This is a genomic window from Ectothiorhodospira mobilis, assembly GCF_900114895.1.
In the GTDB taxonomy this organism is placed as follows: Bacteria; Pseudomonadota; Gammaproteobacteria; order Ectothiorhodospirales; family Ectothiorhodospiraceae; genus Ectothiorhodospira; species Ectothiorhodospira mobilis_A.
In genome coordinates, this window is the sequence record NZ_FOUO01000004.1 from 38,520 (window position 1) to 50,965 (window position 12,446).

The 12,446-nt window shown below is 70.1% G+C and carries 13 protein-coding genes and 2 tRNA genes; 4 read left to right on the forward strand and 11 right to left on the reverse strand.

Annotated elements, in window-relative coordinates:
* Positions 1 to 8: 8 nt before the first annotated feature.
* The 3 genes from BM214_RS04170 to BM214_RS04180 all read right to left on the reverse strand — a co-directional run bounded on the left by BM214_RS04170 (position 9) and on the right by BM214_RS04180 (position 1,793).
* Positions 9 to 908 (reverse strand): ATP-binding protein, encoded by a 900-nt coding sequence (locus BM214_RS04170; protein WP_090483959.1) that lies wholly within the window; start codon positions 906 to 908, stop codon positions 9 to 11.
* 85 nt (positions 909 to 993) lie between these two features.
* The gene (locus tag BM214_RS04175) at positions 994 to 1,365 is read right to left on the reverse strand and encodes a DnaJ family domain-containing protein (protein ID WP_090483960.1); all 372 of its coding nucleotides are present in this window, start codon (positions 1,363 to 1,365) and stop codon (positions 994 to 996) included.
* Between the two features lie 101 nt (positions 1,366 to 1,466).
* Positions 1,467 to 1,793, reverse strand: coding sequence for a F0F1 ATP synthase subunit B family protein (locus BM214_RS04180; protein ID WP_090483961.1), 327 nt, complete (start codon positions 1,791 to 1,793; stop codon positions 1,467 to 1,469).
* A gap of 322 nt (positions 1,794 to 2,115) precedes the next feature.
* Here BM214_RS04180 and BM214_RS04185 point away from each other — a divergent pair.
* A tRNA-Gly gene (locus BM214_RS04185) sits at positions 2,116 to 2,191 on the forward strand.
* Between the two features lie 73 nt (positions 2,192 to 2,264).
* Positions 2,265 to 2,338: transfer RNA gene (locus BM214_RS04190), tRNA-Cys, on the forward strand.
* A 68-nt stretch (positions 2,339 to 2,406) separates the two neighbouring features.
* Here BM214_RS04190 and BM214_RS04195 read toward each other — a convergent pair.
* From BM214_RS04195 to rsxA, 8 genes are all read right to left on the reverse strand, one after another.
* Complete coding sequence (locus BM214_RS04195) at positions 2,407 to 3,114, reverse strand: SDR family NAD(P)-dependent oxidoreductase (RefSeq protein ID WP_090483962.1); 708 nt, start codon at positions 3,112 to 3,114, stop codon at positions 2,407 to 2,409.
* A 149-nt stretch (positions 3,115 to 3,263) separates the two neighbouring features.
* Positions 3,264 to 3,527: an RnfH family protein gene (locus BM214_RS04200; RefSeq protein WP_090483963.1), complete on the reverse strand. Its 264-nt coding sequence runs from the start codon at positions 3,525 to 3,527 to the stop codon at positions 3,264 to 3,266.
* A gap of 48 nt (positions 3,528 to 3,575) precedes the next feature.
* The gene (locus tag BM214_RS04205) at positions 3,576 to 4,274 is read right to left on the reverse strand and encodes an electron transport complex subunit E (RefSeq protein ID WP_090483964.1); all 699 of its coding nucleotides are present in this window, start codon (positions 4,272 to 4,274) and stop codon (positions 3,576 to 3,578) included.
* Positions 4,271 to 5,029, reverse strand: a complete 759-nt coding sequence (gene rsxG / locus BM214_RS04210) for an electron transport complex subunit RsxG (RefSeq protein ID WP_090483965.1) — start codon at positions 5,027 to 5,029, stop codon at positions 4,271 to 4,273. The genes BM214_RS04205 and rsxG overlap by 4 nt, the downstream gene beginning before the upstream one ends.
* Positions 5,026 to 6,132: an RnfABCDGE type electron transport complex subunit D gene (locus BM214_RS04215; protein ID WP_090483966.1), complete on the reverse strand. Its 1,107-nt coding sequence runs from the start codon at positions 6,130 to 6,132 to the stop codon at positions 5,026 to 5,028. The genes rsxG and BM214_RS04215 overlap by 4 nt, the downstream gene beginning before the upstream one ends.
* A gap of 3 nt (positions 6,133 to 6,135) precedes the next feature.
* Positions 6,136 to 7,629 (reverse strand): electron transport complex subunit RsxC, encoded by a 1,494-nt coding sequence (rsxC, locus tag BM214_RS04220; protein ID WP_090483967.1) that lies wholly within the window; start codon positions 7,627 to 7,629, stop codon positions 6,136 to 6,138.
* Positions 7,630 to 7,639: 10 nt separating this feature from the next.
* Positions 7,640 to 8,170, reverse strand: a complete 531-nt coding sequence (locus tag BM214_RS04225; protein WP_090483968.1) for an RnfABCDGE type electron transport complex subunit B — start codon at positions 8,168 to 8,170, stop codon at positions 7,640 to 7,642.
* A gap of 15 nt (positions 8,171 to 8,185) precedes the next feature.
* Positions 8,186 to 8,767 carry an electron transport complex subunit RsxA gene (gene rsxA, locus BM214_RS04230; RefSeq protein WP_090484113.1) on the reverse strand — a complete coding sequence of 194 codons (582 nt, stop codon included), beginning with the start codon at positions 8,765 to 8,767 and terminating at the stop codon, positions 8,186 to 8,188.
* Positions 8,768 to 9,082: 315 nt separating this feature from the next.
* On the opposite strand from rsxA, the gene nifL reads away from it, so the two are divergent.
* Together nifL and nifA are read left to right on the forward strand one after the other, a co-directional pair.
* Entirely contained in the window at positions 9,083 to 10,654 is a 1,572-nt protein-coding gene (gene nifL, locus BM214_RS04235) for a nitrogen fixation negative regulator NifL (protein ID WP_090483969.1), read from the forward strand.
* A gap of 68 nt (positions 10,655 to 10,722) precedes the next feature.
* Entirely contained in the window at positions 10,723 to 12,261 is a 1,539-nt protein-coding gene (nifA, locus tag BM214_RS04240; protein WP_244887839.1) for a nif-specific transcriptional activator NifA, read from the forward strand.
* Positions 12,262 to 12,446 lie beyond the last annotated feature (185 nt).

Genomic DNA, 12,446 nt, shown 5'->3' on the forward strand with positions numbered 1-12,446 from the left:
CGGGCGGTTCAGGCCGCCCTGGGCCGGGGCAGGTGGATGCGGATGCGGGTACCCAGCCCCTCGGCGGAGTCGATCCACATGCGCCCGCCGCACTTGCGTGTGACCCAGTAGGCCTTGGTGAGGCCGAAGCCGCCCCCCTGGGTGCGGCGGTCACGCGCGTTGTCCGCCCGGAAGCCGAACTCCACCACGTCCTGGATCTGGTGCTCGGGGATGCCCATGCCTGAATCCTCCACCACGAACCGGATCTCCTCCCCGGAGTCCCTGAGGCCGGCCAGAATGCGCCCGCCGGGCGGGGTGTACTTGCGGGCGTTGGCCAACAGATCGCGGATCACGTCCTGGAACACGGCAGGCATGCGGATGCGATCCCCGTCCACGCTGCTCAGGTCCAGCTTCACCAGGTAGTCCCGGGGCTCCTGATCGGCGATGTTGCGGATGATGCGAAAGCGCCCCTTGCTGTTGCGCTCGATGGCCTGGAACAGGTGGATGAAGCGCGTCTCCAGTTCCTCCAGGGGGAACCAGGTCCAGGCCAGGGCACGGCTTTGGCGCGCCGCCAGTTCCCGGGCGCGCACCTCGAACACCTCCAGGATGGATTGGATGTTCTCCACGGATTCCTGCAGTTCCAGCGTGGGCGGGGCATCCGTCGCGGCTGCCTCCACTCCCCGCAGGATCCGCGCCCGCAGCCCCCCGGGATCGGCGAGCCAGACATGTACCTGTTCGGCATCCCCCAGCCCCCGGGCCATGTCATGCACCAGGGAGAGGGCCTCCTGCAGGGCCGTTGATCCGCCCAGGGCATAGTCCATCAGGTCCATCTCCGAGGCGAGCACATTGAGCACATTCAGGAAGCTGTGCATGTCCACCAGGGCTTCCTGCCGGGTGTCGAGGTTCAGGGGCCGGGTGATTTCGACCAAGGCATGCTCCCGGAGTGGCTGGACTGGGGGGCGGGCTCATGAGAACTGGATCACATTGTAAACCATGCCGTCATCTGCGGCGATCTCATTCGTCGGAACCATCCATGCGCTGGCGGACCCGGTCCAGATACTCCGCCGCCAGGGTCGGGGTCACGCCGCGCTGCTGCCCGAGCCGGTCCAGCAGCAGGCGCAGGCGATGGGCCTGTTGCCGCCGCAGGGTCTCGTCCTCGCAGGCCCGCAACAGATCCTCCGCCTCACGGATCTCCCGGCGCAGGCGTACCTCCTCAGGCACGAAGCCGCTGTTGCGCAGCAGCCGGTAGGCGGCCCGCAACGCCTCCGGCACCATGGTGTCGTCCTCCAGTTCCAGGGGACGCCCCTGTCCCGGCAGGTCATCGAAGACCCCGTCGCGCTCGGCCTCGCGCACGCGGCTTTCCACCAATTGGTCGATCAGGTCCATGGGCTGGGCTCGGAAAAGCAAGATACAGGCAGGACCGGGACCGGGGTCCCGTTGAGCGATGGGGGAGGGCCTGTCCGGCGGATCCGGACAGGCCGGGCCGGTCAGTTGTCTTCCATGGTCTCCTCGGCCTTCTCGGCGGCCTGTTCCATCTCTTCCTTGGCGGCCTCCACCGCCTCGTCCATGGTCTCTCCGGCCTCCTCCGCGGGGCCGGGCTCGTCGATCATGTCCTCCACCCGCTCCCGGGCCTCCTGGGTCATCTCCCCGGCGGCCTCGCCGGCCTCCTGCAACTCCTCCCGGGCCTGTTCCACGGCCTGGTCCACCTGTTCCCCCGCCTCCTCGGCGGGCCCCTGATCCGGGTCCGAACAGCCCGTCACCGCCACCAATGCCGCGCCGGCGAGCCACAAGGGAATCGTTTTGCGCACTTTCATGAGAGCCTCCATTCGGTCAAGCGTTGGGATCGTGCAACACCCTCGGCAGACGACATGCCCCATGCCGATGGCGTGCCTCCTCATCATAGTCGATTCGGGTATCTCCGGGCCCGGGAGATCCCCCATGGCCGTGTAACCGCTCCGGCTGGAGTTGACCCGCTTCACAGGGTGGATGCAGATGCTTGCATGCGGCGTGGGTGGGACTTACGATTCTATCTGGATGGGTTGATCGATTTCCCCCGGCATCGTCCAGGATCCCCGGCGAGGCGTCGAGGGGTTGACACTCGAAAGCGGATGCGTACAATAGGACGCATTCAACGACGCGGGAATAGCTCAGTTGGTAGAGCACAACCTTGCCAAGGTTGGGGTCGCGAGTTCGAGTCTCGTTTCCCGCTCCAGTTTCTTTTGAAACCTCGGCGAAGCCGGGGTTTTTTGTTTGAGCGGCGAAGCCGCCGGACAAGCCTCCCCCAAGGCTGGGTGGCAGAGTGGTTATGCAGCGGCCTGCAAAGCCGTGGACGCCGGTTCGATTCCGACCCCAGCCTCCATTTACTCTTTTCACCCCATCCCTACGTGTCCCTAAACCGCGCCCTGTCGCGGTTTTTTTGTTTCTGCCTCACCATGGCAGGGCCTCGCCATCGAAGGACCAGAACCCTCCCGATTGCTGCGGGGTCAGCCCATCCAGGACGTTCAGCATGCAGGCCACGCTGTAGTGGGGCGTGAACAGGGCCCCCTCGGGAACCCGTCCCTGGAAGGGGCGGGACAGGGGGGTGTCGGTGGTGCCCGGATGCAGGGCCGCCACCGTCAGCTGGGGATGGGTGCGGCGCAGTTCGATGGAGAGGGTCTTGAGCACCATGTTGAGGGCGGCCTTGGAGGCGCGGTAGCTGTACCAGCCGCCGATGTGGTTCTCGCCGATGCTCCCCAGGCGTGCCGAGACGGCGGCGAATACCGCCGGCCGGCCGTGGCGCATGCGGGGCGTCAGGTACCGGGCCAGCAGCAGGGTGGGGAGGGCGTTGCGCTCCATGTTCTTCATGAAGAACGCCGCATCCGCCTGGCGGATGGTCTTCTCCGGCCCATGTTGGGCATCGTGCAGGAAACCGGCGGCGTTGATCACCCAATCGATGTCCCCGGTCTGTTGCGCCAGGGCCGCCACGGCCCCCTCGTCGCTGGCGTCCAGGGCATGCCAGTGCACCTTGGGATGGTCCCAGGCGGGCGGGTGGCGGTGATGAGTGGCGATGATGCGGGTGGTGCTGTCCCGCTGGGCCAGGGCCCGGGTGAAGGCGGCCCCGATGCCGCCCGAGGCGCCGATGAGGACGATCTGCATGCGGCTGTTTTCCCTTCCGGTGCGTTGGCGATCGAAGGTCTTGCATGAGGATACCGCATGCGGGGTCTGCGGCCCATGTCGGGCGAGGCCGGCATCCAGGGTCCAATGGGCCGTGAGGGCCGCAAGGGGACGGCCGCTTCGGGGCGGTTTCAGTCGTCCTCCTCGTCGTCTTCGTCCTCATCCACCGCCCGGGCCGGATGGTAGATCTCCACCCGGTCGCCCTCCTGTACGGGGTGATCGGGTTGGCAGAAGCGGCCGAAGATGCCGATCTTCTGGGTGGTCAGGTCCATCTCCGGGAAGCGTTCCAGTAACCCGGAGCGGTGGATGGCCTCCGCGGCGGTGGTGCCCTCCGGCACCTCCACCTGGATCCAGGCCTGGCCCCGGGGGCCGCTGTAGGCGATCTCGATGTGCATGCTCCCTCCCGGAACGGTTGTGCATGGGGGGTGTTTCGGGGAGCCGGCTCAGGGGGTGGCCGGAGTCGCCCCTTCGGGGGCCGTATGGGCCGCCAGGCGGGCATCCAGCACGCGTTTCCCCGCCAGGATGAAGCCCAGGGCCAGGAAGGCCCCGGGGGGCAGGATCATGAGCAGCAGGCCCCGGTAGTCGGGGATCAGGGTCAGCTCCATCCAGGCGAAGCCCTCCCCCAGCAGCAGGCGGGCGTCGGCGAAGAGGGTGCCCTGGCCGGGGATCTCCCGCACCGCCCCCAGCAACACCAGGATGAGGGTGAAGCCCAGTCCCATGGCCAGTCCGTCCGCCACCGCCCGGTGCACCGGCTGGCGCGAGGCGAAGGCCTCGGCGCGGCCGAGGATGGCGCAGTTGGTGACGATCAGGGGGATGAACAGGCCCAGGGCCTTGTGCATCTCGTAGAGGTAGGCGTGCATCACCAGGTCCACCAGGGTGACCAGGCTGGCGATGAGCAGGATGAAGACGGGGAGGCGCACCTCCGGGGTGATGATGCCGCGAAACAGGGACACCAGCAGCCCGGAGGCCACCAGGACGAAAGTGGTGGCCAGGCCCAGACCCAGGCCATTGGTGGCGGTGGAGGTGACCGCCAGCAGGGGGCACAGGGCCAGCAGCTGGCCCGTGACCACGTTGTTGTCCCAGAGGCCGTCCCGGAACAGGCGGCGGTAGTCCTGCAGCAGGGGGCGGATGGCGAGGTTCATGCAAGGTCCTCCCGTACCGATGGGGGGTGGATGGCCGCAGCGCGGGCCTGCCAGACGGGTCCGGCCTGGCCGCTGCCGCCGCCCGGATGCCGTACGGGCGAGGCGGGCGGTTCCGTCACCGGCCGGTTGGGGGGCGTGTCCGGTTGCAGCAGGCGGTCGCGGTGGTCGTCGAACCAGCGCAACCCGTCGCCAACGGCCTGCACCACGGCCCGGGGGGTGATGGTGGCGCCGGTGAACTGATCGAAGACCCCGCCATCCTTCTCCACCGCCCATTGCGCCGGGGGTGGGTCCCCCAGGCTGCGGCCGTCGAAGGAGGTGATCCAGGGGTCGCGTTCCACCTCGATGCGGTCCCCCAGACCGGGGGTCTCCCGGTGTTCCAGGACCCGCACCCCCAGCACCTCGCCTTCGGGGTCCACGCCCATGAGCAGGTGGATGGGGCCGGCGTAGCCCTGCCCCGTGACCCGGAAGGCCACGCCGGTGATGTGTCCGTCCTCCCGGGCGCGATAGACGGTGATAGGACCGTCTTCACTCTCCAGCTCGACGACGTCCTCACCGGGGCGGTTGTCGTGCATCGAGGGGGGCAGCACCTGTTCCAGGGTGCGCCGCAATTCCGCCGCCTCCTGATGGGCGATGGGCCCCCGGGTCTGCAGGTCGGCGATCACCAGCACGGCGCTGGCCAGCAGGGCGATGCCCCCCAGCAGGGTGGCGTGATAGCCCACCCGTTGCCGGTAGCCGGGTTGGGTCAGCGTGGTCATGGGCGTCTCCCGGCACCATCCGGCGCCGTTTCCGGGACGGCAGGCTCCAGGGGTTGGCCGCGGCGGTTGCGGCCGAAGGCCCGCGGGCGCACATAGTGGTCGATGAGGGGGGTCATGGCGTTCATCAGCAGGATGGCGAAGGCGATCCCCTCGGGGTATCCGCCCCAAGTGCGGATGACGAACACCAAAAGGCCGCAGCCGGCCCCGAACAGCAGCCGCCCCGCGCGGGTGGCGGGGGAGGTGACCGGGTCCGTGGCGATGAAGAAGGCCGCCAGCAGCACCCCGCCGGAGATCAGGTGCAGGCCCGGGCCGGCGTGGCGCTCGGGGTCCACCAGCATGAAGGCGGTGGCCAGCAGGGCCAGGGTGCCCAGGAGGGCCAGGGGGATCTCCCAGCCGATGATCCGGCGGGCCAGGAGCAGCCCCCCACCCGCCAGCAGGAGCAGGGCGGAACCCTCCCCCAGGCTGGCGGGGACCCAGCCCAGGGTCTGCTGCAGGGGGTCGTAGACCCCGTCCAGGCTCTGGGAGAGCCCCAGATCCTGGCTGAGGCCGGTCTGGGCCTGGCCCAGGACCGTGGCCCCGGTGAGGGCATCGGGGGTGGGCGCCCCGGCGAAGGTGATGGCCAGCCCCTCCAGGAAACCGGGGACCCCGGCGCCGGACAGGGGCTGGGGCATCACCCAGGTGGTCATCTCCAGGGGAAAGGAGATGAGCAGCGCCACCCGCGCCAGCATGGCCGGGTTGAACAGGTTCTGCCCCAGGCCGCCGAAGACATGCTTGCCCACCACCAGGGCGAAGCCTGCCCCCAGCATCCCGATCCACCAGGGGGCCCAGGGGGGCAGGGTCAGGGCCAGGAGCAGGCCGGTGACCAGGGCCGAGCCGTCGCCGAGGGCGGGGCGCAGGGGCCGCCGGGCCAGCTTAAGGCAAAGGGCCTCGAAGGCCAGGGCCGAGGTCACGGTGACCAGCAGCAGGTTCAGGGCCGGCCAGCCGAACAGGTACACGCCAAAGGCAGTGGCCGGTGCCAGGGCCAGGGCCACCCAGGTCATGTCCGTGGCGATACCGCCGGGGGCATGGGTGTGGGGGCCGCTGACGGGGGTTGGGGTGGTCATGGGTCAGGCCTCCGTCTTGTGCTCTTTGCCGGCGGTCTTGCGCTGGCGCCGGGCGGCCCGCTCCGCCTTGCGCTGCGCCGCCGCCTCGGCCTTGGCCCGGGCCTCCGCCTCCTGGCGCTCCCGGCGGCGTTGCGCCAGGCGGCGGATGCGCTCCTGGTGCTGGCCCTGCTCGCGCCGGTCCGCCAGCGCCCCTTTGGCATGCTGGAAGTACTGCACCAGGGGCAGGTGGGCGGGACAGACATAGGCGCAGGCGCCGCAGGCCACGCAGTCGGACAGGCCCCGCGCCGCCGCCCCGTCCAGGTCCCCCGCGCGGATGCGGGCCGCCATCTCCAGGGGGGTGAGGCCGCTGGGGCAGGCGGCTACGCAGCGGCCGCAGCGAATGCAGGGGCCGGGGTCGGCGCTGCGGGCCTCCGCCGCGGTGAGGGCGATGACGCCGTTGCTGCCCTTGACCACGGGCACCCGGGCATGGGGGATCACCTGGCCCATCATGGGGCCGCCCATGAGCAGGCGCGCCGGGGCCGTGGGGGTGCCGCCGCAGTGCTCCAGCAGGTCCTGCACCCGCGCCCCCAGGGGCACCTCCAGGTTGGCGGGCCGGGCGACGGCGCCGCCGCCCACGGTAACGATGCGTGACACCAGCGGCTGGTGATGACGCACGGCCCGGTGCACGGCCCGGGCGGTGGCCACGTTGTGCACCATCACCCCCACGTCGGCACCGAGCTTGCCGGCGGGGATCTCCCGCCCCGTGACCGCCCGGATGATGTGCCGCTCCGACCCCATGGGGTAGCGGGTGGGCACCGCCACCGCCTGGATGGCATCGGCCACGTAGAGGCGCTCCCGCAGGGCCGCCAGGGCCTCGGGCTTGTTGTCCTCCACGACGATGAGGGTGCGCTGGGCCCCCAGGGCCTGGCGCAGGATGCGGGCCCCGTCGATGATCTCCCCCGGGTGCTCGCGCATGAGGCGGTCGTCGCAGCTGAGATAGGGCTCGCACTCGGAACCGTTGAGGATCAGGGTGTCGATGGCATGCCGGGTCCCCAGGTTCAGCTTCACCGCCGCCGGGAAGGTGGCCCCGCCCATGCCCACCACCCCGGCGGCGGCCACCCGCCGGGCGATCTCCTCCCGGGAGAGGCTCAGGGCATGGTCTGGCTCCGGCAGGTCCACCCAGCGGTCGTCCCCATCGGGGGCGATCACCAGGGTCAGCACCGGCAGGCCGCTGGGATGCGGCGCCGGATGGGGCTCGATGGCCAGCACCTGGCCGGAGGTGGAGGCGTGCACCGCCGCGGACACGGCGCCGTCGCCGCTGGCCACCATCTGGCCCTTGAGCACCCGGTCGCCGGGGGCCACCAGCGGCCGCGCCGGGGCGCCGATATGCTGCTGCACCGGCAGGTAGAGCCGCCGGGGCAGGGGCAGGGGCTCGATGGCCAGGTGCCGGGTGGCCTGCTTGCGCGGCTGCGGGTGTACGCCGCCGCGGAGACTCGGGGATCGGGGAAAGGACCACATGGACGTCACCTCAATGGGTCTCGGGCAGGGGCCAGCGCCAACTCTGCAGGCTGGGGGCCGGGGGCTGCAGGGTGATGCCCTGCAACGGGCACACCGCCACGCACTGGCCGCAGCCGTTGCAGGCCTCGGGGAAGACGGCGTGCATCTGGCGGTTGGCGCCGACGATGGCGTCGGTGGGGCAGACCTTGAAACAGCGGGTACAGCCGTTGCAGCGCTCCGGGTCGATATGGGCGAAGACCGGTCCGGTGTCCGCCTCCAGGGCGGAGAGATCGGCCTGGACATCCAGCTTCTGCGCCAGCTGCCGCGCCAGTTCCCGTCCCCCTGGGGGGCACAGGGTCACCGGGGCCTGGCCCTGGGCCAGGGCCTGGGCGGCGGCGCTGCAGCCGGGCAGGCCGCACTGGCCGCAGTTGGTCCCCGGCAGCAGGGCCTCGATCTCCCCGGTGATGGGATCCTCCTCCACCTTCAGATAGCGCCCGGCCATGCCCAGGGCATAGCCCAGGGCGAGTCCCATCAGGGTGAGCACGGGGATGGCGGTATACATGGTCGGATCCTCCCCTTAGGCGAAGTCGAGTCCGGCAAAGCCCAGGAATCCCAGGGACAGGAGGCCGGCGACGATGAAGCCGATGGGCGCCCCGGCGAAGGCGGCCGGCACCCGGCTCACCGCCAGGCGTTCCCGCAGGGCGGCGAAGACCACCATCACCAGGGTGAACCCCAGGGCCGAGCCGAAGCCAAAGCCCAGGCTGTGCAGGAAACCGTGGCGCTCCTGGACGCTGAGCAGGGCCACGCCCAGCACGGCGCAGTTGGTGGTGATGAGCGGCAGGAAGATCCCCAGCACCCGGTGCAGCGGCGTGCTCAGGCGGCGGATCACCATCTCGGTGAACTGCACCACCGCCGCGATCACCAGGATGAAGGAGAGGATGCGCAGAAACTCCAGCCCCAGGGGGGCCAGCACGGCGTGCTCCAGGACCCAGCCGGCGGCCGAGGCCAGGGTGAGGACGAAGGTGGTGGCCAGGCCCATGCTCAGGGCGGTGTCCAGTTGGTTGGACACCCCCATGAAGGGGCATAGCCCCAAAAACTGCACCAGTACCACGTTGTTCACCAGGGCCGCCCCCAGCAACAGCAGCAGGAATTCGGACACGCCTTCACCTCCCTTGGGTTGCTGGGGGAATTGCATCTTGCGTGCCAGGAGGTGGCCAAAGGCCCGGATCCCTTGCCCCCGGGGGATGCGCCGCGGAATGCACCGGCGCGGTGCATTGTGGGTCTGTATGGATCACGACAGGGCGGTGGAATGGGGGCGTGGATGTAGGAAAGCGCACAGGATCGCCCCGCCCATCCCCCGGGCAGGTGTTCAAACCCGCCCCGAGGCGCGTCCCCATGGCAGGGGTAGCGGAGTCCCGCCCAAAAGGCCTGTTTCTTGCAAGGGGATTCCCAGAGCCCCTTCAGGTGAAGCCCCATGCCCCGCAGCGATCCCCCCTTCGGCGCCGCAGATGAGGACGAGTCCCCACCGCAGGCCCCGGGCCGCACCCTGCCGCCGCGGCTGTTCTACGAAGCGGTGGAGCAATCCTCCATGGCCATCTCCATCACCGATGACCGGGCCCGGATCCTGTACGCCAACCCGGCCTTCACCCGGGTCACCGGGTATCCCGCCGGGGAGGTCATCGGCCGCAACGAGTCCATCCTCTCCGACCAACACACCCCGGCCCTGGTGTACGAGACCCTCTGGGGGCGTCTGCGCCAACTGCAGCCCTGGAGCGGGCGCCTGGTGAACCGGCGCCGGGACGGCAGCCGTTATCTGGCGGAGCTGAACATCGCCCCGGTGCTGGATGCCGGGGGCCGGCTCACCCACTACCTGGGCATGCACCGGGACATCACCGAGATGCACCGCCTGGAACACCAGGTGCGCAATCAGAAGGCCCTCATCGAGTCGGTGGTGGATGCCGAGCCGGTGGCCATCGCCCTGCTGGATACCGGCGGGCGGGTGGTGCTGGACAACCAGGAATACAAGAAGCTGGCCGGGGACCTGCGCGCCCGGGAGCCGGCACGGCTGCTGCTGGAGGGCATCCACGGCCCGGGCGGGGCCGGGGATCTGGCGGCGATGCGGGGGGAAGGCGGATTCAGCGACCGGGAGGTGCGCGTCGACCCCGGTGGCGGGCGCGGGGCGCGCTGGTTCTCCTGCTCCGGCACCTGGATCACCGAGCAGGACGCCGCGGCGGATGCCTTCTTCGCTCCCCGCCGGGTGGACTATCTCCTGCTGATGGCCAAGGAGGTGACCACCCTGCGCCGGCGCGAGGAGGAGATGCGGGTCCATGCCCTGCGCGCCCTCACCGCCGAGAGCGAGCGGGTGGAGGGCATGCGCGAGACCCTGGAGGCGGCCGCCTACCGTATGCAGGAGCCGGTGAACCTGATCCAGGCCGCGGTGCAGCTGCTGCAGCGGCGCCGGGAGGGCGGCCCGGATGAGGCCCTGATGCGGGTCCTGAACGATGCCCTGGACTCCGGCCGGCGGGCCCTTGGCACCCTGGAGGCATGCATCCCCGAGCGGCGCGAGGGGCCGGCGGCGCCGGTGAACCTGAACGCCGTGCTGCGGGAGGTGCTGGGGCTGTTCACCCGCCGCCTGCTGGCGGCCGGGGTGGTGGTGGAATGGGATCCGGCGCCGGTGCTGCCCCCGGTGCTGGGTCACGAGGAGCCGCTGCGGGGGCTGTTCAAGCAACTCCTGGACAACGCCCTGGATGCCCTGGAATCCGGCGGCGACCGCCGCGAACTCCACATCCGCACCCGCGCCCGGGACGATGCCGTGCAGGTGGAGATCCGGGATACGGGTCCCGGCATCCCCGAGGCCCTGCGCCTGCGGGTCTTCGAGCCCTTCTTCAGCACCAAGGGACGCAGCGGCGACGGCGCGGGCATGGGCCTGCCCATGGTGCAGGAGGTGGTGAACCGGCACGCCGGCCTCATCGCCATCGACCCTGCGCCGCCGCCGGGCTGCTGTGTGCGCCTGCAGTTCCCCGTGCAGCCCACCGCGGCCGGTTGAAGCCGGTTGTGCCCGGCAGAATCCCTTTTCACGGAACCCATGGTGAACCCATCCCAGCGATGCAAGATATGGCCGATTCCCAATCCGAACTGAGCCGCATCCATCTGGACACCCTCTACCAGGTGAGCCAGGTCTTGAGTGCCTCCCAGGGCCTGCGGGAGATCCTGGACGGCGTCCTGCGGGTGCTCCACGAGGCCTCGGGGATGCACCGGGGCATGGTCTCCCTGCTGGACCCGGCGAGCGGCGAGCTCATGGTGGGGGCCGCCCACGACGGGGTCCCCGAGCGGTTGCAGAAGGTGCGCTACCGGCCCGGCGAGGGGGTCCTGGGGGCCATCCTGGCGCAGCCGGAGACGGTGGTGGTGCGGTGCATCGCCGACGAACCCCGCTTCCTGGACCGCACCGGCCTCTATGCCCCGGAGTTGCCCTTCATCGGCGTGCCCATCCGCGCCGGGGACGAGCGCCCCGTGGGGGTGCTGGCGGCCCAGCCCGCCCGGGCCGACGAGGCCCTGCTGGGGGAGCGGGCCCGCTTTCTGGAGATGGTGGCCAACCTGCTGGCCCAGAGCGTGCGCCGGGCCTGGGAGGTGGAGCGGGAGCGCCGTGCTCTCACCGACGAGCGCGACCGCCTGCGCCGGGAGGTGCGCGGCGGCTATCACCTGGACAACGTGGCCGGGCATTCCAAGGCCATGCGCCGGGTCTTCGATCAGGTGCGCCAGGTGGCCAAATGGCACACCACGGTGCTCATCCGCGGGGAGACGGGCACCGGCAAGGAGCTCATCGCCCACGCCATCCATTACAACTCCTCCCGGGCCAACGGCCCCTTCATCAAGCTCAACTGCGCGGCCCTGCCGGACAACTTGCTGGAGAGCGAGCTCTTCGGCCACGAGAAGGGGGCCTTCACCGGCGCCGTGGCCCAGCGCAAGGGCCGTTTCGAACAGGCCGACGGCGGCACCCTGTTCCTGGACGAGATCGGCGAGATCTCCCCGGCCTTCCAGGTGAAGCTGTTGCGGGTGCTGCAGGAGGGGGAGTTCGAGCGGGTGGGGGGCAACCGCACCCTGAACGTGGACGTGCGCGTCATCGCCGCCACCCATCGCCATCTGGAGGAGGCGGTGGAACGGGGGGATTTCCGCGAGGACCTGTACTACCGCCTGAACGTCATGCCCATCCAGATTCCGGCCCTGCGCCACCGCAGCGAGGACATCCCCGATCTGGCCCGGTTCCTGGTGGAGAAGCTGGCCCGGGCCCAGGGGCGTCCCCTGGAGATCACCGACGGCGCCATCCGCACCCTCATGCGCCACGATTGGCCGGGCAACGTGCGCGAATTGGAAAACTGCCTGGAGCGGGCCGCCATCATGAGCGAGACGGGGAGCATCGACCTGGATGCCATCCATCTCACCGGCCTGGAGGAGCGCCTGCCCCTGACGCGGCGGCAGGAGCCTGAAACCCGGGTGGATCTGGATGACCCTTCACTGGACGAACGGGAACGGGTGATCGCCGCCCTGGAGCGGGCCGGGTGGGTCCAGGCCAAGGCCGCCCGCCTGCTGGGCATGACGCCGCGGCAGATCGCCTACCGCATCCAGACCCTGAAGATCCACGTTCGCCAGATCTGAGGGCCTGTCCCCTTCGCCACAGGGCGGGCAACGGGGGTGTCGCATCTCCCACAAAATCCCGGTGAGTCTTATTAAAAACTAATTAAAACAGATAGATAAAAAGGATCAGGGGCTGGCATGGGGTTTGCAAAATCTTTCCCGAGCGATCCATGGCCGCCGCGCACCGGCGGGGCGCCCCAACGGGA